Origin of the sequence: Streptomyces sp. R41, assembly GCF_041053055.1 — a bacterium.
Taxonomy (GTDB): Bacteria; Actinomycetota; Actinomycetes; order Streptomycetales; family Streptomycetaceae; genus Streptomyces.
This window is the reverse complement of the sequence record NZ_CP163443.1, coordinates 6,035,170-6,056,710: the sequence shown is the minus strand read 5'-3', so window position 1 is coordinate 6,056,710 and position 21,541 is coordinate 6,035,170. Positions and strand designations below refer to the sequence as shown.

Here is a 21,541-nt window from a genome sequence, read left to right as displayed (position 1 = left end):
ATTGATGGCGCGTGTGTGGACGTGGCTGCGCGAGGACGTCTGGGAGATACGTTTCCGCCGGTATGTCGCGCTGAGCCTCGCGGCCGTCCTCGCGGCCCTCGGTGTGTGGGGCGGCATGACGGCCACGAAGGAGGACCGCTCCTGCGCCCCGGGAGTCGTCCAGCCGAAGGACAGCGACGAGTGCGTGGGCGTCTCGTGGACGACGTACGCCTTCGGGCGTCCCCGGTTCGCCGAGACGGTCCAGGCGATCAACCGCGAGAACCACCGCCTGAAGCCCGGCAGTTATGTCACCGTCGCGCTCCTCGAACCCTTCACCGCGACCGACGCGGACAACCTGGGCGATGTGCTGCACGAGCTCCAGGGCGCCTATCTGGCCCAGTACCAGGCGAACCACGACACCAACGGCCTGAAGCCGAAGATCCGCCTCGTGCTGGCCAACCCCGGTGCCACCGGCGCGCATTGGCAGCAGACCGTCGACCAGCTGGAGCGGATGACGAAGGGCCGTGACCGGCTGCGCGCGGTGACCGGGGTCGGCCTGAGCACCGACAACAACAAGAAGGCCGTCAAGGAGCTGACCCGGCGCGGCATCCCGGTGATAGGGAGCTCGATCACCGCCGACGACCTCGCCAACGGGCAGGGCGGCAAGGACCCCTTCCCCGGGCTCGCCCGCGTCTCCCCCACCAACACCGACGAGGCCCGCGCCCTCGCCTCGTTCGCCAAGGTGTCGGCCGCCAACGCGTTCCTGGTCTACGACCGCACGGGCGACCCGTACACGCGCACCCTGCAGAAGTCCTTCGAGAAGATGCTCAAGGGCTCGCGCTACGAGGCCCAGCCGTTCACCCCGCCCGCCGACCGCAGCAAGGAGGGCAGCACCGCCAACGTCTTCGCGCAGATCACCACCATTCTGTGCACCACGCCGAAGAGCACCGACACCATCCTCTTCGCGGGCCGGCACACCCAACTGCGCCAGTTCATCAACGCGTTGGGCGCCCGCGGCTGTGTGGACCGGCGCTTCACGGTGCTCACGGGCGACGAGGGTTCGTATCTGGCCGGCGACAAGGACCTGGATCCGCGCGCCCTCAAGGACCCCCTGCTGTCCGTGCGTTACACGGCCCTCGCCCACCCGGACGCCTGGGTGAGCGACACCGCCAAGACCGGCGGCAGCGCGGCCGACGCGCACGTGCTCCAGGCGCTGCTGGACAGCGCGGGGCGGGAGCCGGTCGGCCCGGTCGGCAAGGTCGCCCTGGACGACGGCCAACTGATCATCGCGTACGACGCGATGCGGCTCGCCGTGCACGGCATCCGCGGGGCGTCGCCGACCGGGAAGATCCCGGCCCTCGCGGACGTGGGACTCCAGTGGCCGCAGGTGAAGGGCAAGCAGCTGCGGGTCAACGGGGCGAGCGGATGGATCTGCCTGGACGCCCACGGCAATCCGTACGACAAAGCCGTACCGATCGTGGAACTGACCCCCGACAGCCGCTCGCGCTTCGTGAAGATCGCCTGGCCGGAGGGGAAGCCTCCGGCACAGGAGTGCCTGCCGCCGTCCTAGGCGTCAGCAGCGCCTGTCGCCGTCCCGGGCATCAGCAGCGCCTGTCGCCGTCCCGGGCATCAGGAGTGCCTATCGCCGTCCCGGGCATCAGGAGTGCCGGCCGCCACCCTGGGCGTCGAGGGCCGTGAGCAAGCGCTCGAAACGGGCGCGCCACTCCGGCTGCTCCCGCTCCCCCTCGAACTCGTGGGTGAAGCGGACCGTGGTGCCGGTGCCGTCCGGCGCCCCGGGCTCCAGATGGAACCGGACCCGCCCCCGCCCCTCCACCGTGTACTCGGCGACCCGCTCCACATCCCAGGCGGTGATCCGGCCGCTGCCCAGCCCGCGCAGGGTGACCGCACCGCCGAGCCGCGGTTCGAACACCTCTGCGACGTCCAGCCACTCCCGCAGGCCTTCGGGGGTGGCCAGTGCCGTCCAGACCTTCTCCACAGGCTGGGGAAACCGCAACAGGTAGTGCACGACCTGCGCGTCACCCCGGATCTCCGTGGCGCCCTCTTCGATGGACCGGGTGGGTTGGGTCATGACACCAGCGTGGCCCGTGAGCGCGGGTTCCGCACCCCTTAGGGCCTCTGACCTGCCTTTTTAGGGCCGCTGGCCTGCCTTGTCGACGACCTCCCGCTTCAGGATGGCGCTGGACCCGGTTGTCTGCCCCTTCTTGAAACCGCTGGGCAGGTCCTCGACGGCGACGACCCGCTCACCGAGGTACTTCTTCGTCTCCCTGTCGAAGATCAGCTCCTCGCGCTCCCCACCATCCACGCGCGCGACGGCCACCCCGTGCCGCCCCGCCGCGTCCACGGCGTCCGGGACCACGACGACCCCGGGGATCTTCGCGGCGGCCCGGAACAGCGCCGCGCCGACGTCCGGCGGCAGCAGCGACTCGCTCACCAGGTCGCCCACCAGCGCGAAGGCCTGCTGGTTCTCGCTCGTGCCGCCGTTGCCGTTCTTGTGCAGCCAGTCCAACATCTTGTCGGGGTCGGTCGGCAGGGTCTGGAGGTTGCGGTAGTCGGTGTCGCTCGGGGTGTGCAATGGATCCGGCTCCAGCTTGGTCGTGCCGATGTGGTTGTCCTCCTTCAGCAGGCCCCAGTGGTCGCCGTCCACCGACAGCCAGATCTCCCGCTCGTGGATCGGCTCGACGCGGGCGGGCTTGTTGTTCTCATACACGGAGTAGCCGACCCTGCTCTCGATGTAGACGAACTGGTCGTCGCGGATGTTGCCGGGCACCTTCTGGTGCTCCGCCGCCAGCGCGATGTCGCCCAGGAGCGTCGCGGCGTCCTTGGGGACGTCCTTGGAGACGTCCTTGGAGACTTGCTTGGAGGCACCCGGGGCGGCACCCGGACCGCTCTTCCCGTCCGACGCCGGCATCGCGACGACGACCGTCGCGGCCACGGCGGCGACGGCCACCGCGGCGATCGCGGGGCGCAGCCACTTGCTGCGCACGCGAGCGGGAGTCTCGTCTCGCCGGGGTACCTGGGATGCCTGCCGGATCTCGGTCATCAGATGCTCCTTGAGGAGTCGGTGCCGGCCCGGCGGAAGGTCTTTCTCGGGAAGTGTGTTCATCGGTTTCCCTCCCTGAAGGGCCTCACCGCGGTGGTGCGGTCACCTCTCATCTGTCCGCGTTCTGCGGGGAGTTCCGCATTTTTCATATGCTTCGCGAGTTTTGTTCTGGCGCGCGAGAGCCGCGACCGTAGGGTGCCGACGGGCACCCCGAGCGCCTCGGCCGCCGCCGCGTAGTCGAGCCCCGACCACACGCACAGGGCCAGCACCTCGCGCTCGGGCCGCCGCAGCTTGGCGAGCGCGGTCCGTACGAGTTCCAGCTGGGCGGCGGCGTCGAGGCGCCCGGCGATCTCGTCGGCGAAGTCGCGCGCGACCTCGTCGCGGGGCAGCCGGGCGACCGCGGCGGCGTGTCTTCGCGCCGCCCGGCGTGTGTTGCGCGTGACGTTGGTGGCGATGCCGAGCAGCCAGGGCCGCGGCGAACCCCCCTCCTCGTCGAGCTTCTCGCGCAGCCGCCAGGCGTCCAGGAAGGTCAGCGACACCACGTCCTCGGCCAGCGCCCAGTCCCCGGTGAGCCGGTAGGCGTGGTTGTAGACGGAGCGCGCGTACGCGTCGAAAAGCTCGCCGAAGGCGTCGTGGTCCCCCGCGCGGATGCGTTTCCTCAGCGTCCTCATCGTCCTCAGAGTCGTATCCACACCTTCCACCTGTCCGTACGACGAAGGCCGGTTCCGGTGACTCACGTCACAAGGAACCGGCCTCGGTCAGAAGCGGGACACGCGGGTTACAGCGGCTAGACGCCCGCGTAGGAGTGCTTGCCGCCCACGAAGATGTTGACCCCGTAGTAGTTGAAGAGCCAGCAGCCGAAGGCGATCAGCGCGATGTAGGCCGCCTTGCGGCCCTTCCAGCCGGCCGTCGCGCGGGCGTGCAGATAGCAGGCGTACGCGACCCAGGTGATGAACGCCCAGGTCTCCTTGGGGTCCCAGCCCCAGTAGCGGCCCCACGCGTCGCCGGCCCAGATCGCGCCCGCGATGATCGTGAAGGTCCACAGCGGGAAGACGGCGGCGTTCACGCGGTAGGAGAACTTGTCGAGCGAGGCCGAGGCGGGCAGCCGCTCCATGACGGAGGTCGCGAAACGGCCGGGCTGACCGCCACTCGCGAGCTTGTTCTCGTACGAGTCCTTGAAGAGGTAGAGCAGCGTGCCGACGGCGCCCACGTAGAAGACGGCGCCGCAGATGATCGCGGTCGAGACGTGGATGTACAGCCAGTACGAGTGCAGCGCGGGAACCAATTGGTCACTCGCGGTGTACAAGACAGTGACGGCGAGACCGAGATCGAGGAGGACCGTGGTGACCAGGGGGAGGCCGAGCCAGCGGACGTTCTTCTTCAGCACGAGGAGCACGAGGAACACACCGACGGCCACGGTGGAGAAGGTGATGTTGAACTCGTACATGTTGCCCCACGGCGCCCGCCGCACCGACAGAGCGCGGGCGACCACACCGGCCGCCTCGACACCCCAGGCGAGCACGGTGAGGGACACGGCGATACGGCCGTAGAGGTCGCCCTGCTCGTCCCCGCCGTGTGCACCGGGCCCGTCGGGCACGTCCCGGGCGCCGATCGCGGACCGGGTGACGACCTGCGGCCGCTCCAGGACCGTGGTGCCGCCCGCCTTCTTCACGGTGACCGCGGGGGCCGCGGCCTTGGCCTTCTCGGTCTTCTCGGTGAGCGCGGCGGCCGTGCGGGCCACCTTGCTGCGGCTGCCGAAGAGCCACTCGGCGATGTACGCGAAGAAGGCCAGCGTGTAGACGGCCATCGCGGAGTAGATCAGCGTGTTGCTGATGTTGGCGAGGTGTTCGTTGGTTGCGGTGGCGAGAGTCACTGCTTCTCAGCCCCTTCGGCGGAAGGTACGGCGTGACGGTCGGGGGTGTCCGAATCGGGCTCGGGGGTGTCCGGATCGGGGTCGGGTGCGCTGGGCGCCTGTTCGTGCACGAGCGCGGCCAGGTCGCCGAGTTCCTCGGGGAGCTTCGCGGACTCGCTGCGGCCCAGGCCCGCCATCTCGACGACGGTCACACCGTCGGCGCCGGTGGTGGCCCGCACCCAGACGCGGCGGCGCTGGATGAACAGCGAGCCGGCGAGACCGAAGATCGCGGTGAAGGCCCCGGCCAGCGCCCAGTCGCTGCCGGGCTGCTGGGTGACCTGGAAGCCGGCCCACTCCTTGATGTCCTTCTCGAAGGTGATCGAGCCGGCGCCGTTCGGCAGCTTCATGGTCTCGCCGGGCAGCAGCCTCTTCTTGAGGATGTTGCCCTTCGCGTCCTTGAACTGCTTCATCTGGGAGGTGTCGAGTTGGTACACGTTCTGCGGGATGCCCGAGTTGACTCCCAGGCTGCCGTGGAAGCCGGACAGCGCGAGCACGGGGAAGTCGAGCGCGGGGAACTGGGAGAACATGGTGCCCTTGCCCGCACCCGCGAAGGTCGGCACGAAGACGGCGGGGAAGCCGAGCTGGTCGCTGCGACCCTGCCCGTTCTTGTAGCCGTCCATGACCTTGATCGCGCCCACCGAGGTGACGTTCCCGTCCTGCGGCAGCATCGGCACCGGCTGGTGGAAGACGACGTTGCCCTTGCCGTCGCGGACGGTGACGACGGGCGCGTAGCCATGGCTGACGAGGTAGACCTTCGAGTCGCCGATCTTCAGCGGCTCGTTGACCTTGACGGTGGTCTTCTTCTCCTTGCCGTAGGCGCCCACGCTGTACGTGATGTCCGCCTGGAAGGTGCTCGGAGTGCCCCTGTTGGGCCCGGTCCGCTCGTAGGTGCCGATGAAGTTCTTGAGGTTGAAGCTGAACGGCGTGAGGTCGTCGTTGCTGAAGAGGTTGCCCGACTTGAAGTCGTCGTACTGCGACAGCGTGTTGGAGAAGCCGTCGCCCTCGACGATCAGCTTGTTGCCCTCGGACTTGAAGAGCTGGCCCCAGGCGAAGGCGACGAGCATCACGATCAGCGCGATGTGGAAGAGCAGGTTGCCGGTCTCGCGCAGGTAGCCCTTCTCGGCGGCGACGGCGTCCCCGGCGACATGCGCCCGGAAGCGGCGCTGCTTGAGCACCTTGAGGGCGGCCTCACGGACCTGCTCGGGCTCGGCGTCGGTGCGCCAGGTCGCGTACGCGGGCAGCCGGGTCAGCCGCTTCGGGGCGCCCGGCGGACGGCCGCGCAGCTGCCCCACGAACTGCCAGGTGCGGGGCACGATGCAGCCGATGAGCGAGACGAAGAGAAGGATGTAGATCGCCGAGAACCACACCGAGCTGTAGACGTGGAACAGCCCGAGCTTGTCGTAGACCGGCCCCAGCAGGCTGTGCGCGTCCTTGAAGTCCGCCACCTTCTGGGCGTCGGTCCCGGACTGCGGGATCAGCGAGCCGGGGATCGCGCCGAGCGACAGCAGGAAGAGCAGGATCAGCGCGACCCGCATGGACGTCAGCTGCCGCCAGAACCAGCGGGCCCAGCCGATGACCTCACGCCCCGTCCAGGCGATCCATCCCTTGGCGCCGGGCGCCCGTGCCCCGCCGAAGGAGCCGGGCATCGCCGTATCCACCGGCGCGGTGGACAGCTGGGATCCCGCCTCGCCGAGTTCGCCGTCGGCGGCCACACCGACGTGCCGCTTGGCGGCCACGGGATCCGGCGTGTCCGCCGTGTCGGGCGTCTTGCCGGTGTCAGTGGTGCTCATGGGTCAGATCCCTACCGTGAAGCCGTCGGACCAGGTTTGCATCTGCTGCACGATGCTGTCCCACGCACCGGTGAGCAGGAGCAGACCGGTCGCGATCATCATGCCGCCGCCGATCCGCATCACCCACGTGTAGTGGCGCTTGACCCAGCCGAAGGCGCCGAGCGCCTTGCGGAAGGCGACCGCGGCGAGGACGAAGGGGATACCGAGACCGAGGCAGTACGCGACGGTCAGTATGGCCCCTCGTCCGGCGCTCGCCTGATTCATCGCGAGGCCCTGCACGGAGGCGAGGGTCGGGCCGATGCAGGGGGTCCAGCCGATCCCGAAGAGCGCGCCGAGCAGTGGCGCGCCCACCAGACCGGCCACCGGCCGCTTGTGGAAGCGGAATTCGCGCTGGGTGAGCCACGGCATCATCCCCATGAAGAAGACACCCATGAGGATCATGAGGCCGCCGAGCACCTTGGACAGGGTGTCCTGGTGCTCGTGCAGGGTCGCGCCGAAGTACCCGAAGAGTGCCCCGCCCGAGACGAACACGACGGTGAAGCCGAGCACGAACAGTCCCGCGCCCGCGGCCATCCGCCCCCGTCTGGCCTCCGCCAGATCGGTGCCGCTGACCCCGGTGACGTACGACAGATAGCCGGGTACCAGCGGCAGCACGCACGGCGAGAAGAAGGAGACGAGTCCACCGAGTACGGCGATCGGCAGGGCGACCAGCAGGGCGCCGCTGTAGACCGTCTCGTTCCTGCCGGTGGACTCGGCCAGGGTCATGGCGAGGAGGGACACGTCAGGTCACTTCTCCGCGAGGACGGGTTCGAGCATCTTGCGCAGATTGTCTTCGCTGAGAGCCTGCAGTGTCCGGGCCGCGACCTTCCCGTCCCGGTCGATGATGAGCGTGGAGGGGATCAACTGCGGGTTCAGCGTGCCCTTCTTGAAGCGGAGCATCAGCTTGCCCGTCGGGTCGTACAAGCTCGGGTAGGTGACCCCGAACTCCTTTTCGAACGCCACGGCCGGGCCGGTGCTGGTGTCGCGGGTGTTGATGCCGACGAACTGCACGCCCTTGCCCTTGGTGTCCTGATACACCGTCTCCAGGTTCTTGGCCTCGGCGCGGCAGGGCCCGCACCAGGATCCCCAGACGTTGAGGACGACGACCTTGCCCTTGTATTCGCGGACGTCGAGCTGCTTGCCGTCGATGGTCTTGCCGGAGAGGTCGGGGATGGCCGCCCGCTCCCCCTTGGCGGCGGTGTCGACACCGTTCTTGCCGGCCACGAAGTTGGTGTTGCCCGCTCCCCCGGAGGTGCCCCCGGAGCCACAGGCGGACAGGACGAGCGCGGCGACGGCGGCCCCGGCGGCGAGCAGGGCGGCGCGGCTACGGGTGCGGTTCGGGCGCTGGTCGGCACGGCAGGCGGCACTCATGTGAAAAGTTTCGCATGCCCGTTTCGAGGATCTTCCGCACCCCCCTTGCGGGCGGAAACCCGCATATCAGGCGGCCTGTCCACCCAGGTAGGACTTCCAGCCGCCGGCCGGCTGCTGCCCCACGTCCAGCGACTGGAGCCTGGTCAGCACCTCGGGCTTCTGCACGTCCAGCCAGTCCACGAACTGCCGGAAGGAGACGAGGCGTACGTCCGCGCCCTTCTCCTTCTCACGCGCGATGTGCTTGAACGCTTCTTCAACTGCATCCATGTAGATGCCGCCGTTCCACTCCTCGAAGTGGTTGCCGATGAAGAAGGGTGCACGATTTGTCTCATATGCCCGCTTGAAACCGGCGATGTAGGAGTTCGTCGCCTGGGTGCGCCAGGCCGGGTAGTTGTAGGAGGGCGCCTTGGTCGAGTTGATCGACTGGTTGGCGAGGATGTTGTAGTCCATCGAGAGCACCTCGAAGGTGTGCCCCGGGAAGGGCATCGCCTGCAGCGGCAGGTCCCACAGGCCCTGGTTCTTCTGCGGCCAGCGCTGACGGCCGCCGGGCGAGGAGGCGTCGTAACGCCAGCCGAGTTCCTTGGCGGTGGGCAGCAGGTTGTTCTGGCCGAGCAGACACGGGGTGCGGCCGCCGATGAGCTCCTTCTCGTAGTCGAAGGGCAGCGCGGGCAGATCGGTCCAGCCCGTGTTGGTCCGCCACTCCTTGACGAAGGACTTCGCCTGGTCTATTTCGCTGCGCCACTGCGCGGACGTCCAGTTGGCGACCGTGCCGGATCCCGCGCAGAAGTGGCCGTTGAAGTGGGTGCCGATCTCATGACCGTCGAGCCAGGCCCGGCGGACGAGCTTCAGCGTCGCCTTGACGTGGTCGTCGGTGAGATAACCGATGTCCGAGGCGCCCCGGGGGTTATTGGGCGGCAAGTACATGCGCTTTTTCGACTCGGGCAGCAGATACAGCCCGGAGAGAAAGAACGTCATGTGCGCTTCGTGGTCTTTGGCGAGTTCGAGAAAGCGGTCGAAGAGACCGGTCCCGACCTCTCCGGCGCCGTCCCAGGAAAAGATCACGAACTGCGGAGGGGTCTCGCCGGGCTCCAGCGGCCCGGGCCTCCTCGGCTGGTTCGGCTGCTTGCCGGTGTAGGCGGTGGAGCCGTCACCGATGAGACGCGCGGGGTGCTTGGGGGCGCCGGGTTGCCCACTCCTGGAACCTCCGCCCCGGCTCGGACCGTCTAGCTGTGCGGTACCGCACGCGGCAAGTCCCAGCGCGGCCGCGGCACCTGCCCCGAGGCCGATCATTCCCCTCCGGCTGATGTCCCGCATGCGGTCCCCATTTCATCGCGCCCTCTCAGCTGGCTCCCAGCTGGCACCTATTGAGAGGGCGCGATGAAGACGGAGGTTCCGTCAAACTCCCGCATATTTATCTGTTTTTACGAAGTTACGCTCATATAGCACGAACCCATACGCTTTGTGACGGGGCGTACGCCTTAGCAGAGACGTACGCACTCCCGCGTCAGTTCCACTCCACGGCCGTTACGCGCCGAACGCCTTGTCCTTCCCCTTCACCGGCTTGGCGCCCGCGAGGAGATGGGCCGGCACGAGATCGCGGGCGGGCTCGGTGTAGCCCACGGACACGATCTTGTCGCCCCGGTAGGTGAAGGTCGTCAGGGACGCCAGCGTGCACTGCCGCTTGCGCGGGTCGTGCCACAGCCGCCGCTTCTCCACGAAGGACCGCACGATCCAGATCGGCAACTGATGGCTGACCAGCACCGCTTCATGCCCGCGGGCGGCGTCCTTGGCGGCATCCAGCGCCCCCATCATCCGTACGACCTGATCGACGTACGGCTCACCCCACGAGGGCTTGAACGGGTTGACGAGGTGCTTCCAGTTCTCCGGCCGCCGCAGTGCGCCGTCCCCCACCCCGAACGTCTTGCCCTGGAAGACGTTGTCGGCCTCGATGAGCCGCTCGTCGGTCGCCAGGTCCAGACCGTGCGCCTTGGCGATCGGCGTGGCCGTCTCTTGTGCCCGCTCCAGCGGCGAGGCGACGACATGCGTGACATCACGCGAGGCGAGGTGCTCGGCGACCCGGTCGGCCATCTGCCGCCCGAGCTCGGACAGGTGGTAGCCGGGCAGCCGCCCGTACAGCACCCCGTCCGGGTTGGCGACCTCGCCGTGCCGCATCAGGTGTACGACGGTGATGTCGCTGTTGTTGATGTGATCACTCATGCCGTGGCCTCCGCCGCTGCCCGCGCCGCCGCCGGAAGGGCGTCGGCGATCCGCTGAACCGCCCGCTCGTCATGGGCCGTCGACACGAACCACGACTCGAAGGAGGACGGCGGCAGATACACGCCCTGCGCCAGCATCGAGTGGAAGAACGCGGTGTACCGGAAGGACTCCTGCCCCTTGGCGTCCTCGTAGTCGCGCACCTGACGCCCGGTGAAGAAGACGGAGAACATGTTGGAGGCGTTCTGCAGCCGGTGCGCCACGCCTTCCTTCGTGAGCGCCTCGGTCACCAGCGTCCGGATCCGCTCCGACACCGCGTCGATCTTCTCGTACGCGGCGTCGTCGAGCAGCCGCAGCTGGGCGAGCCCGGCGGCGGTCGCGACGGGGTTACCCGACAGCGTGCCCGCCTGGTACACCGGCCCCGCGGGAGCGAGGTGCGCCATGACGTCCTCGCGGCCACCGAAGGCGGCGGCGGGGAAGCCACCGCCCATGACCTTGCCGAAGGTCATGAGATCCGGACGTACCCCATCAATCCCGTACCAACCGGCCTTGCTGGTGCGGAAGCCCGTCATGACCTCGTCGGAGATGAACAGGGCGCCGTTCTTGGCGCAGGCGTCCTTGAGGCCCTGATTGAAACCGGGCGCGGGAGGCACCACACCCATGTTGCCGGGCGAAGCCTCGGTGATCACACAGGCGATCTCACCGGGGTGCGCGTGGAAGGCGGCGTTCACGGCTTCGAGATCGTTGTAGGGAAGGACGATGGTGTCGCCGGCCTGGGCTCCGGTGACGCCGGGGGTGTCGGGCAGCGCGAAGGTCGCCACGCCACTGCCCGCCGCGGCGAGCAGCGAGTCCACATGCCCGTGGTAGCAGCCGGCGAACTTGATCACCTTGGCCCGCCGGGTGAACCCGCGGGCGAGACGGATGGCGGACATGGTCGCCTCGGTGCCGCTGGAGACGAGCCGGACCTGCTCGACGGGCTCGACGCGTGCGGCGATCTCCTCGGCGAGCGCGACCTCGCCCTCACCGGGAGTACCGAAGGACGTACCGCGGGAGACGGCCTCCTGGACGGCGGCGATGACCTCGGGGTGGGAGTGCCCGAGGATCATCGGCCCCCAGGAACAGACGAGGTCCACGTACTCACGGCCATCGGCGTCGGTCAGGTACGGACCGGTACCGGACACCATGAACCGAGGCGTACCGCCCACGGCGCGGAAGGCGCGCACGGGAGAGTTCACGCCGCCGGGTGTGACGGCCGCCGCACGGTCGAACAGCGACTGCGAGGCTGGGGCTTCGTAGGGATAAGGCAGTTCTGTCATGACCTGCGACGTCTCCGACTCCGTGGGGCTAGTGACCTCCTCAGGGTAGGCCAGCGGCTCCGGGCGGCCGTGAGCGGAAGCGGGGCGACGTGCGTGCAAGAGTGCGGGAGCGGTGAACGTAGGATCGCCGCTCGACGTACGGCTCCTACATACGGAAGATCCCGGCCATCGCAGAGCGCCGTGGGCCGATGCCCGCTACGACAACCGGGCACGGTCCCCCGGCCATCTGCGAAACTGGGACTTCGTACGGACAGCTCACATGATTCATGGTGTTCAGAGCCCGCGAAGATCCTGCGGACAGGTGTTTCAGCGCACGTTTCGGCGTGCGGCCGTGGGGGAGGTCACTGTCACGATGATCGGGTTGCGTGGCGGGGGTCGCGCGCCTTAGAAAAGCAGTCGGGTGGAGATATGCATCGCGGTGGCGGACTGGGCGAGGGGACCGATGACCTCGGTCCTCGGCGTGCCCGGCGGGGAAGGCACCGGCGCGAGGCGGAGGAAGCGGCCGAGACCCGGGCCGGACAGACACAAGGATCGCAGGGTGGCGACGCCGAGCGGCTCGACCGCACGGTCGACCGGCTGCGGGCGGGGAGCGGGAATGGTGGCCGGGTGGGGGTGACGTACAAATACTTCGGCGCGCCGGACGGAGCGACGGCGGCCCGCGTCCCGATCTCGATGCGCCCCGAGGAACTCGGCGGCGACGAGCTCGGCATGAACGGCATGTTCACCAAGATCAAGCCGGAGACGATGGCCGCGATGGTCCTCACCGGCATCGAGGGCGTCCCCCTGCACAAGGTGCCCCCGCTGGAGCTGGTCGTCCTCCACCCCGACTACGCGGTGGTCAAGCTCCCCATGACCGTCGTGGACCCCCTCCGCGGCATCGGCGAGGAAGCGGTCGGCGCGGCCGCCTTCATCTGGTCCACCGTGCCGGACCGGGGCGGGCCCCGGGACGCGTTCAACGTCTACCAGCTGCTGCACGAGTGGCAGGATTTCAGCCATCGTCTGCATGAGGCGGGGCACCAGCCGTACTGCCTTGTGTGGCCGTGAGCCGGGCGCAAGGGTTCGAGCGGGGGCACTGACGTGCCCTGAGCGGCGGGCGAGCACGGGGAAGGACGACCGGCACCCCGGACATGCCAGGAAGATGATCTGACAGTCAGTCACTGCGGGCCATTCGGTGGCGGGACACGAGTCCAGGACGGAGCCCGGCATCATGACCTCTCCCCTCAGCGGCGGCAGCGGCGCCCAGTCGACGAAGATCGACACGAGCAAGCCCCACCCGGCCCGGATGTACGACTACTTCCTCGGCGGGAAGGACAACTACGAGGTCGACCGTGAGGCCGCCGAGCAGTTCATCAAGGTGGCCCCGGAGGTGCGGGCGGGCGTCCGCGCCAACCGGCGCTTCATGCACCGCGCCGTCCGGCACGTCGTCGCGGAGGGCGGCGTCCGGCAGATTCTCGACATCGGCACGGGCCTGCCCACCGAGCCCAATGTGCACCAGATCGCGCACGCCATCGCCCCACGGACCCGCATCGCCTACGTCGACAACGACCCGATCGTCAGCACGCACTCGAGGGCCCTCATGGACGGCACCGACACCTCCGTCGTCCTCGCCGACCTGCGTGATCCCCGGGCCGTCCTCGACCACCCCGACGTGCGCAAGGTCATCGACTTCGACCGGCCGGTGGCGCTGCTGCTGGTGGCGGTCGTGCACTTCCTCCCCGACGCGGAAGACCCGTACGGCATCGTCGCCACCCTCCGCGACGCGCTGCCCACCGGCTCCTACCTCGTCCTGTCGCACGCCACGGGCGACATCCACGAGGACCGGCGCGAGGACGCGGCGTCCGTCTACAACAAGGCCACCGCCACCATGAATCTCCGCCCTCACGCCCGGGTCCTGGACTTCTTCGGCGACTTCACCCTGGTCGACCCGGGCCTGGTCCAGGTCCCGGACTGGCGGCCCGACGAGCCCCCGAAGCACGGCGCCCCGCCGATCGGCATCTACGGCGGAGTGGCCCGCAAGAACGACTGACCGGTCGCCGACCTCGGTATCTGCGTGCTCCGTCAGCATCGCGTTACGGGTCCGGGGCTTCCCGTCAAGCATCCGTCAGCGGGGCGGTCCATTTCCGGACAGGCGGGCAAAGCTTTCACCCAAGCGCCCGGCCGAATCGATCGGCGGCGCACGAAGCCTTCTTCGAGGAGCAGCACGATGTCTCCAGTCGACCATTCCGAGGACCCCGAGCCTTCTGAACGCGTCCCGGCCGGACTTCTCTACGTCCCTGTCCGGTCGGGGCCCACGGGCTGCACGGCCCGGTTCTTCCGCACTCCCCTGGGCGGCCGTACGGCCGTCGGATTCACCTCGGCGGCGAAGCTCACCGCCACTCTGGGCACGGACCAGGCCTGCATCAGGCTCTCCGAACCCGCGCTGCGCGCGCTCGCCGCGCCTCTGGGCGTCACGGCCCTCACCGTCGACCCGCCGCTCTCCCCGCCCGCGGCGGACCGCACCGCTGCGGCGGTCCGTGAGCGCGAGAACTCCTGGCGCCGCTGGCATCCCCAGCACGTCGGCGCCCTGCGGGCGACAGGCGCCGCCGCTGTCGTCGCGTGTCTGAACCTGCTGGTCGGCTGAGGAGGCGCCCGCAATGACCGTTTCCCTTCCCTCGTCCCTGCCCTCGGATCCCGAGGCGCTGTCCCGCCTCCTCGGCACCAAGGACAGCGACAGCAGCAGTGGCAGTGACCGCGACACCGACGGTCTCTCCGTCTGGCCCCGCTCCGCCCGCCCCGAAGCCGACGGCGACGTCTCCGTCGGCGGCGTATCCCTCGCCGAGGCGGCCGACCGCTTCGGCACCCCCGTCTACGTGCTGGACGAGCAGGAAGTCCGGGAGCGCTGCCGCACGTACCGAACGGCGTTCCCCGAAGCCGATGTCGTCTACGCGGCCAAGGCCTTCCTGTGCCGTGCGGTCGCGCACTGGGTGCAGGAGGAGGGCCTCGGCCTGGACGTGTGCTCTGCGGGCGAGTTGGCGCTCGCCGTCACCACCGGCTTCCCCCCGGAGCGGATCGTGATGCACGGGAACGCCAAGAGCCCCGAGGACGTGCGCACCGCGCTGCGCCTCGGTGTCGGACGCATCGTCGTGGACAGCACCTCGGAGATCGCACGCCTTGCCGCGCTCACCCCTGCGGACACCCGCCAGAAGGTCATGGTGCGGGTGGTGCCCGGCATCGCGGCCGGCGGGCACGCCAAGGTGCGCACCGGCACCGGCGACCAGAAGTTCGGCCTGTCGATCACGGACGGGTCCGCGCAGCACGCCGTCACCCGGATACTCGACCAGCCGCACCTCGAACTCGTCGGTCTGCACTGCCACATCGGCTCGCAGATCGCCGCCGTCAAGCCGTACGTCGCCGCGGTGCGCCGGCTGGTCGGGCTGCTGGCCCGCATCCGCGACCAGCACGGCGTCGCCCTCCCTCAGCTGAACATCGGCGGCGGCCACGCCATCGCCTACCGGCCCGGCGAGGAGATCATGAACGTCTCCGTCCTGGCCGGCCGGGTCCGCGCCGAACTGGAGGACGGCTGCGCACAGGCCCAGCTGCCCGTGCCGCGGCTCACCCTGGAGCCGGGCCGGGCGGTCGTCGGACCCGCCGGAGTCGCCGTCTACCGGGTCCTCGCCGTCAAGCGCACCGCGGAGCACACCTTCGTCGCCGTCGACGGCGGCATGAGCGACAACCCCAGGCCCGCGCTGTACGGGGTGCGGTACGCGCCCCGGCTCATCGGCCGCCGCTCCTCCGCCTCTCCCCGCCTCGTCACCGTCGTGGGCCGGCACTGCGAGGCGGGCGACGTCCTCGCGGGCGAGGTGGCGCTCCCCGGCGACGTACGCCCCGGCGATCTCCTCGCCGTCCCGGCGGCCGGGGCGTACCACCTGTCCATGGCCTCCGGTTACAACCTGGTCGGCCGTCCTCCGGTCGTCGCGGTGTCCGACGGCATGGCACGCGTTCTCGTACGCCGTGAATCGCTGGACGACATGAGCCGTCGGGACATCGGCCTGTAGCGCCGAGCCCGCCCCCGGGCCTCCGTCGAAGCTCCCTCTCGGCGGAGGCCGCTCGGCGCGCGCCACGGGCGCTCGCCGTTCGGCGCATGCCAAGGGCGGCCCGGAAAATCACTGCACAACCCCTGTTCGATGGGCGGCTCTCCCCCGCGACTCCCTCTGCTCCACCTCGTCCTGACGCCGCCTCGTGTGCGCAGTCGTGTTGCGACCGATCGGGTTATACCTACGGCGCGCCGCGCGCCGAAACGCCGCCGCTGAGCTAAGGCGAAACGCCAGGTCAGAAGTGATCCGTACGGCCGCGGGGCAGGCGGCGGAACACCCGTGCGTGTGACCTCGGGGGTGCGCCAGGTGAGCGGTTCGAGTGGTGGGCGGGGCGGGAGGGCCTGACGGTGGATCACGTCGGGGCCTGGTTCTCTCACGCTGACGCGGTGTCAGCAGCCCGGCCGCGACGGAAGGACACCGACGATGCGATCTGCCCGCATGCTCCTAGCCACCGCCACGGCCACGGCCGCTCTGGCGATCGGCGCCCCAGGCGCCTACGCCGCCGCGGGTGACCGGGACAGCAGCGATGACTCTTCCTACAGCAAGGAGCACGACAAGGACAGCAGCCACGACGAGGACTCCGGCCACGACAAGTCGAACGGCGGCAAGGACGACTCCTACTCCGACCACGACAAGGGCTCCTCCGGCTACGACGAGGACTCCGAGGACTCCGACCGCGACAAGCCCAGGGGCGGCGTGCACACCGGCGGCGGCGCGCTGACCGCCCTCAAGAGCGATGACGGGGGCAAGGAGGACGGGGACAAGAGGTTCGACCCGGAGACCTACAAGGACAAGGACTCCGACTCCGGCTCTGGCTACGGCAAGGACGACTCGTACGGGGACGACTCGGACTCCGACCGCGACAAGCCCAAGGGCGGCATGCACACCGGTGGCGGCGCGCTTGCATCGCCGGGTGTCACGGCCGGCGGGCTGGCGGTCCTTGGGGTCGCCGGCGCGGGTGCGTACATGCTGCGCCGTAGGAGTCCGGAGGGCGGTGTGTCCTGACCGATGTCTGACGACATAGGTGACATAGATGACATAACAGCCTGGGCCGCCGCCCGTGCACTTTCCGGCGGCCCAGCTGGCTCTCTTCGTGCCGTATCCGATCCGCTGCCGTGATCCCAGTGAGGTGGTGCCCGATGGCAGCCCGGTTGTCCTCCCTCGTCGAGTCCGAACCCGTGCCGCCCAAGCACACCTTCCGCCGCGCCGTGACCTGGACCGTGTGGTCCGTCGTACTCCTGGCCCTCGCGGTGAACCTGTTGGGCGGCCCCGGCAAAGCGTCCGACGATTCCCCTGCGCCCGGTAGCGCGACGGCGCACCCTCAGTCGGCCATGGGGTCGAGCGGAAGGCATCTGCCGCGGTCCAAGCCGACGCGGCTGCTCATTCCGAAGATCTCCGTGGATGCCCCCTTCACCACCCTCTCCATCGGCTCCTCGGGCAAGCTCAACCCCCCGCCCGCCGACGACACGAACCTGGTCGGCTGGTACGCGGACGGCGCGTCCCCGGGGGAGGCGGGTACCGCGATCATCGCCGGGCACGTCGACACGGCCACGTCCGCCGCCGTGTTCGCGGGCCTCAGCGAGCTGGAGAAGGGGGACAAGTTCAAGGTCAAAAGGGCCGACGGCCGCACGGCCTCGTTCGTGGTCGACAGCGTCGAGACCTTCGAGAAGGACGAATTCCCCGACAAGCGCGTGTACGCCGACACCCCCGACGCCCAGGTCCGGCTGATCACCTGCGCCGGTGACTACGACCACGACGCGAAGGACTACACCGAGAACCTGGTGGTCTTCGCCCACCTCAAGTGACCCGTCACCTCGGCATGGACAGGTCGAACCACACCGCCTTGCCCTCCGGGTGAGACGGGACGGCGCCCCAGCGGCCGTCCGTGAGGGCGTCCACCAGGTGTAATCCGCGGCCGCCCTGTTCCCACCCCTCGGGGGTGAGCTCCCTTGTCACCGGCGGATTCTCGTCACCGTCGTACACGATGACGCGCACCCGCGAGGGCTCCACGGACAGCCACAGGGCCGAGCCGTCGCCCTTCGCGTGCACACAGGCGTTCGTGACGAGTTCGGAGGTGCAGAGCGTTGCCGTGTCGACGAGGGCGTCGAGCCTTTGAGCGCGGAGGACGGAGGCGACGAAGTCGCGGGCGATGCACGGGGATGTGGCGAGGGGTGGGCAGAGGAGGGCGTATTCGGGCATGGGGCATCAACTCCGGGGAGTGGGTGGGGGGTTGGGGGGGGTGGTTGGTTCTCTGCCGGGCTAGTGGCCTCGCCCCGGGTGTCGACGATCCGTGGTGGCACTTCCAACTGGCAGTACGCAGGGGAGAGTTGCGGACCGAGTGACCAGTCCGACACTCTCCGTGAATACGGGACGACAGTAGCGGTGATAATTTCAATTCCGCAACCGCGTCGGCCGAATCGCCCTGAACTCCGTGGTGGTTGAGTTGACGACGCGGCAGACTCAGGGGCGATCACAAGGAGGACGCCATGCCACCGAGGACCATCCCCACCGCACGTCAGGGGCGTCTTGGTGCGGAGTTGCGCAAGCTGCGCGAAGCCGCCGGTGTGGTGTCCCGGGACGCCGCCGAGTTCCTCGGCACGAGCCAGGCGCAGATCAGCAATATCGAGGCCGGGAAGAACGGGGTCAGCGAGGAGCGGTTGCGCAGGCTCGCCATGATCTACGCCTGCGATGACGCCCAACTCGTCGACGCGCTGGCCGACATGGCAAACGAGCGGGACAAGGGCTGGTGGGAGGAGTACCGAGGCGTACTGACTCCCAAGGCCCTTGACCTTGCCGAACTGGAACACCACGGTTCGTACATCCGCACCTTCCAGGCCGTGCACATCCCAGGCCTCCTGCAGACCGAGGATCACGTGCGAGCGGCCTCGGCCTTCGTGAAACCGGAGCTTGCGGAGAGTGACAGGGAGATCCGCGTCTCGTTCCGAATGCGGCGCCAGGCAGTACTCGACTCCGGGACGCCGTACGACGCGATCATCCACGAAGCTGCACTACGCATGCGCGTCGGTGGTCCCAAGATTGCCCGTAGCCAGCTCGAGCATCTCCTCAAGACGTCCGAGCGGGAGTCCATCACCCTTCGCGTGATCCCGTTCACCGCCGATGGTTTCGCGGGCGCGGCGCACTCCATGCAATACATCGGCGGAGTCGTCCCTCAACTGGACACTGTGCAGATCGACACCGCACACGGCGCCGAGTTCATCGACGCCACTGCCCAACTGCAGCGCTACCGCGCACGTCTCGAACGCATCGACAGCGCGGCGCTCACGCAAGACGCCTCACTCGACCTCATCCGCCGTATCGCCCAGGAACTGTGAAAGGCCACCACATGTCCCCCACTCTCCACTGGCAGAAGTCGTCGTTCTCTGGAGGCGACGAAGATGAAGACTGCCTGGAAATAGCCTCCTCCCCCACCAGCCTCCACCTCCGAGAAAGCGACCACCCCACCACGATCCTCAGCCCAACCCCCGGCGCCCTCCGCGCCCTGCTCAACGCGGTGAAAGCCTGACCCGTGCGCGGACGACGACTCGACAACCGATACGAACTGATCGAACTCCTCGGCTCCGGCGGCATGGGCGAGGTCTGGCGGGTCCGGGACGAGGAGCTGGACCGTGAGGTGGCGGTCAAGATCCTTCTCGCGGCGAGGGACGACAACGCCGACCGCGACGAGGCGCTCGCGCGGTTCCGGCGCGAGGCCCGGGTCGCCGCATCCCTGGACAGTCCCCACATCGTCGCCGTGCACGATCACGGGACGGACGGCGACAGCCCGTACCTCGTGATGGCGCTCGTCGAGGGGCGCACGCTGGAGGAGATCGTCCGGGAGAGCGGGCGCGTCCCGGTCGAGGACGCGCTGCGGTGGATCGCGGATGTGTGCCGGGGGCTGAGCGCCGCTCACTCCGCCGGCGTCGTGCACCGGGACATCAAGCCCGCCAACGTCATGGTCACCACAGACGGCACCGCCAAGATCGTCGACTTCGGGATCGCCAAGTTCACCGAATTCCGGGCCACCGACCCGCGGTTGACGCACACCGGTCAGCTTCCCTTCGGCAGCGTTCAGTACATGGCACCCGAGCGCTTCCACCAGCGGCGGGGGGACGGCCGTACCGACCTGTATGCCGTGGGGTGCGTGCTCTACGAACTCCTCGTCGGCAGACCCCCGTTCGTCGGTGACGCGGCGGGCATCATGTACAACCATCTGCACGACGAGCCCCTGCGGCCGAGCCGGGCTCGTACCGAACTCACCCCCGCCGTCGACCGGTTGGTCCTCGACCTCATGGCCAAGGACCCGGACGACCGGCCCGCGGACGCGGAGGCGGCGCTCGCGCGCATCGAAGCGGTGGTGCAGCCGCCGGCCCCTCCTGCTCCCACACCGGCTCCGGAACCGGAACCGGCACCGGCACCCGCACCCGCACCCGCACCCGCACCCGCACCCGCAGTCATACGGGAATCAGGCCCCGAAGACGCCAAACCGCCCGCGCCCACCCCGCAGCGGGTGTCCAGGGAGGTCGCGAAGGAACTCCCGCGCCGCCCTCGCCGCACCCCCGTGCTCGCGACCGCCGCCGCGCTCCTCGCCGTCGGCATTCCCGCCGGGATCGGCCTGGGCATGTCGTCCTCGGACGGCGACGACAGCGACGGCCAGGGCCAGGCCCCCGCCGTCGGGAAGACCTCGGCCGCCCCGACGACGTACACGCTCGGCGTGGGTTACGCCTGGGGAGAGGACGAGGACGGACAGGTGCCCAAGATCCGCACCCAGGTCGTCAGGGCCGCGCTCAAGGAGGCCGAGCGGCGGGCGAAGCGGAAGATTCCCGTGAACGTCAGCGCCGTGGAGGACTACGGGCAGACACCGGCCGAGAAGCTGCTGGAGCAGCACCCAGGGATGATCGCCATGGTCGGCGACATCGGGGACTTCGCCAGCGCCAAGGTCGACTGGTCGCCGCAGATGGCGATGGTCGACACCTGTCGAGACGGTGGACGCCCGGACTACGAATACGCCCTGCCCGCAACGGAGTTCGAGGTGGGGCAGCAGGCGGGCCGCTATCTCAAGGGGGCGTACGGCGTCGGCAAGGTCGTGGAGACCTCGGACAGTTACTGGGACACGGACACCGACAAGGACACCTTCGGGCACGGGTTGCGCGCGGCCGGGCTGACCGCGCTGCCGTTGCCCGCGCAGAAGGAGTCCGACGACATGACCGCGAGCGGGATCGCGGCGGACCTGAACACCTCGCGGCCGGACGCCGTGACCGTGGCGGATCTGCGGGCCGGCGGCGGGGAGGAGAACATCGTCCCGGCCGTGCGGAGCCGTGGCACGCTGATCGCCGTCCACGCCAGTTACGCGTCAGCCTGCGACATCTCGGACGACTTCGAGATGTTCGCCAGGGAGGACAGGCAACTGCCCGACGGCAGTCTCCGTTTCCGTACCTTCAACGTCGAGGCGCAGAAGCCAGACTGCACGGATTTCCCCAAGCTGTGCACGGACGACGCCGAGCTGAAGAAACTGCTGAAGTACCGCGGCACGGCCGAGCTGTACGACGCCACGCTCGCCGTCGCCGCCGGGATCGACCAGGTGCTCGGCGACGGAGACGGTGAGCGGCCGGGCGCCGACAGCGCTCGTACTCAGCTGCGGGCCACCCTGGAGACGGTCGAGACCGACGGGCTCCTCGGGCACTACGCCTTCAAGGGGCATCAGGCGCAGGGCCGTCCGGTGTGGGTCGACCGCCTCGTGGGCGGCAGGTGGAAGCAGCTGGGGACGGTCGAGCGGCTCACCGGGTGAT

At 69.1% G+C, this 21,541-nt stretch carries 21 protein-coding genes; 10 read left to right on the top strand and 11 right to left on the bottom strand.

Going from position 1 to position 21,541, the window contains the following annotated elements; all coding sequences use genetic code 11:
• Positions 1-4: 4 nt before the first annotated feature.
• Positions 5-1,549 (top strand): ABC transporter substrate-binding protein, encoded by a 1,545-nt coding sequence (locus tag AB5J53_RS27735; RefSeq protein ID WP_369248365.1) that lies wholly within the window; start codon positions 5-7, stop codon positions 1,547-1,549.
• A gap of 87 nt (positions 1,550-1,636) precedes the next feature.
• Here AB5J53_RS27735 and AB5J53_RS27730 read toward each other — a convergent pair whose 3' ends face one another.
• The 10 genes from AB5J53_RS27730 to hemL form a co-directional block, all read right to left on the bottom strand.
• Positions 1,637-2,068: an SRPBCC domain-containing protein gene (locus AB5J53_RS27730; RefSeq protein WP_369248364.1), complete on the bottom strand. Its 432-nt coding sequence runs from the start codon at positions 2,066-2,068 to the stop codon at positions 1,637-1,639.
• Positions 2,069-2,128: 60 nt separating this feature from the next.
• Complete coding sequence (locus tag AB5J53_RS27725) at positions 2,129-3,103, bottom strand: CU044_5270 family protein (protein WP_369248363.1); 975 nt, start codon at positions 3,101-3,103, stop codon at positions 2,129-2,131.
• Positions 3,100-3,711, bottom strand: coding sequence for an RNA polymerase sigma factor (locus tag AB5J53_RS27720; protein ID WP_369248362.1), 612 nt, complete (start codon positions 3,709-3,711; stop codon positions 3,100-3,102). Before AB5J53_RS27720 ends, AB5J53_RS27725 begins: the two co-directional genes overlap by 4 nt.
• Positions 3,712-3,827: 116 nt before the next feature.
• Positions 3,828-4,913: a c-type cytochrome biogenesis protein CcsB gene (ccsB, locus tag AB5J53_RS27715; RefSeq protein WP_369248361.1), complete on the bottom strand. Its 1,086-nt coding sequence runs from the start codon at positions 4,911-4,913 to the stop codon at positions 3,828-3,830.
• Positions 4,910-6,598 carry a cytochrome c biogenesis protein ResB gene (locus tag AB5J53_RS27710; RefSeq protein WP_369252509.1) on the bottom strand — a complete coding sequence of 563 codons (1,689 nt, stop codon included), beginning with the start codon at positions 6,596-6,598 and terminating at the stop codon, positions 4,910-4,912. The genes ccsB and AB5J53_RS27710 overlap by 4 nt, the downstream gene beginning before the upstream one ends.
• Positions 6,599-6,745: 147 nt before the next feature.
• Complete coding sequence (locus AB5J53_RS27705; protein ID WP_369252507.1) at positions 6,746-7,507, bottom strand: cytochrome c biogenesis CcdA family protein; 762 nt, start codon at positions 7,505-7,507, stop codon at positions 6,746-6,748.
• A gap of 21 nt (positions 7,508-7,528) precedes the next feature.
• Entirely contained in the window at positions 7,529-8,152 is a 624-nt protein-coding gene (locus tag AB5J53_RS27700; protein WP_369248360.1) for a TlpA family protein disulfide reductase, read from the bottom strand.
• Positions 8,153-8,218: 66 nt separating this feature from the next.
• On the bottom strand, positions 8,219-9,466 hold the full coding sequence (locus AB5J53_RS27695; protein ID WP_369248359.1) for a hypothetical protein: 1,248 nt from the start codon (positions 9,464-9,466) through the stop codon (positions 8,219-8,221).
• 210 nt (positions 9,467-9,676) lie between these two features.
• Positions 9,677-10,369, bottom strand: coding sequence for a histidine phosphatase family protein (locus AB5J53_RS27690; RefSeq protein ID WP_369248358.1), 693 nt, complete (start codon positions 10,367-10,369; stop codon positions 9,677-9,679).
• Positions 10,366-11,682 (bottom strand): glutamate-1-semialdehyde 2,1-aminomutase, encoded by a 1,317-nt coding sequence (gene hemL, locus AB5J53_RS27685; protein ID WP_369248357.1) that lies wholly within the window; start codon positions 11,680-11,682, stop codon positions 10,366-10,368. Before hemL ends, AB5J53_RS27690 begins: the two co-directional genes overlap by 4 nt.
• Positions 11,683-12,090: 408 nt before the next feature.
• Here hemL and AB5J53_RS27680 point away from each other — a divergent pair, with 408 nt between their 5' ends.
• The 6 genes from AB5J53_RS27680 (at position 12,091) to AB5J53_RS27655 (ending at position 17,560) form a co-directional block, all read left to right on the top strand.
• Positions 12,091-12,726 (top strand): hypothetical protein, encoded by a 636-nt coding sequence (locus AB5J53_RS27680; protein ID WP_369248356.1) that lies wholly within the window; start codon positions 12,091-12,093, stop codon positions 12,724-12,726.
• A 163-nt stretch (positions 12,727-12,889) separates the two neighbouring features.
• Entirely contained in the window at positions 12,890-13,708 is an 819-nt protein-coding gene (locus AB5J53_RS27675) for an SAM-dependent methyltransferase (RefSeq protein ID WP_369248355.1), read from the top strand.
• A 177-nt stretch (positions 13,709-13,885) separates the two neighbouring features.
• Positions 13,886-14,302: an SAV_915 family protein gene (locus AB5J53_RS27670; RefSeq protein WP_369248354.1), complete on the top strand. Its 417-nt coding sequence runs from the start codon at positions 13,886-13,888 to the stop codon at positions 14,300-14,302.
• 13 nt (positions 14,303-14,315) lie between these two features.
• Positions 14,316-15,716 (top strand): diaminopimelate decarboxylase, encoded by a 1,401-nt coding sequence (gene lysA / locus AB5J53_RS27665; protein ID WP_369248353.1) that lies wholly within the window; start codon positions 14,316-14,318, stop codon positions 15,714-15,716.
• Positions 15,717-16,178: 462 nt separating this feature from the next.
• Positions 16,179-16,760: a hypothetical protein gene (locus AB5J53_RS27660; RefSeq protein ID WP_369248352.1), complete on the top strand. Its 582-nt coding sequence runs from the start codon at positions 16,179-16,181 to the stop codon at positions 16,758-16,760.
• 134 nt (positions 16,761-16,894) lie between these two features.
• Positions 16,895-17,560: a class F sortase gene (locus tag AB5J53_RS27655; RefSeq protein ID WP_369248351.1), complete on the top strand. Its 666-nt coding sequence runs from the start codon at positions 16,895-16,897 to the stop codon at positions 17,558-17,560.
• A gap of 4 nt (positions 17,561-17,564) precedes the next feature.
• Here the strand turns inward: AB5J53_RS27655 and AB5J53_RS27650 are convergent, their stop codons facing one another.
• A complete protein-coding gene (locus tag AB5J53_RS27650; protein ID WP_369248350.1) occupies positions 17,565-17,954 on the bottom strand; it encodes an ATP-binding protein in 390 nt (129 codons plus the stop codon).
• Positions 17,955-18,241: 287 nt separating this feature from the next.
• On the opposite strand from AB5J53_RS27650, the gene AB5J53_RS27645 reads away from it, so the two are divergent.
• From AB5J53_RS27645 to AB5J53_RS27635, 3 genes are read left to right on the top strand one after another with little or no spacing between them, the layout of a single operon-like run.
• Positions 18,242-19,087 carry a helix-turn-helix domain-containing protein gene (locus AB5J53_RS27645; protein WP_369248349.1) on the top strand — a complete coding sequence of 282 codons (846 nt, stop codon included), beginning with the start codon at positions 18,242-18,244 and terminating at the stop codon, positions 19,085-19,087.
• 11 nt (positions 19,088-19,098) lie between these two features.
• The gene (locus AB5J53_RS27640; protein ID WP_369248348.1) at positions 19,099-19,278 is read left to right on the top strand and encodes a DUF397 domain-containing protein; all 180 of its coding nucleotides are present in this window, start codon (positions 19,099-19,101) and stop codon (positions 19,276-19,278) included.
• A 3-nt stretch (positions 19,279-19,281) separates the two neighbouring features.
• Entirely contained in the window at positions 19,282-21,540 is a 2,259-nt protein-coding gene (locus AB5J53_RS27635) for a protein kinase (protein WP_369248347.1), read from the top strand.
• Position 21,541 lies beyond the last annotated feature (1 nt).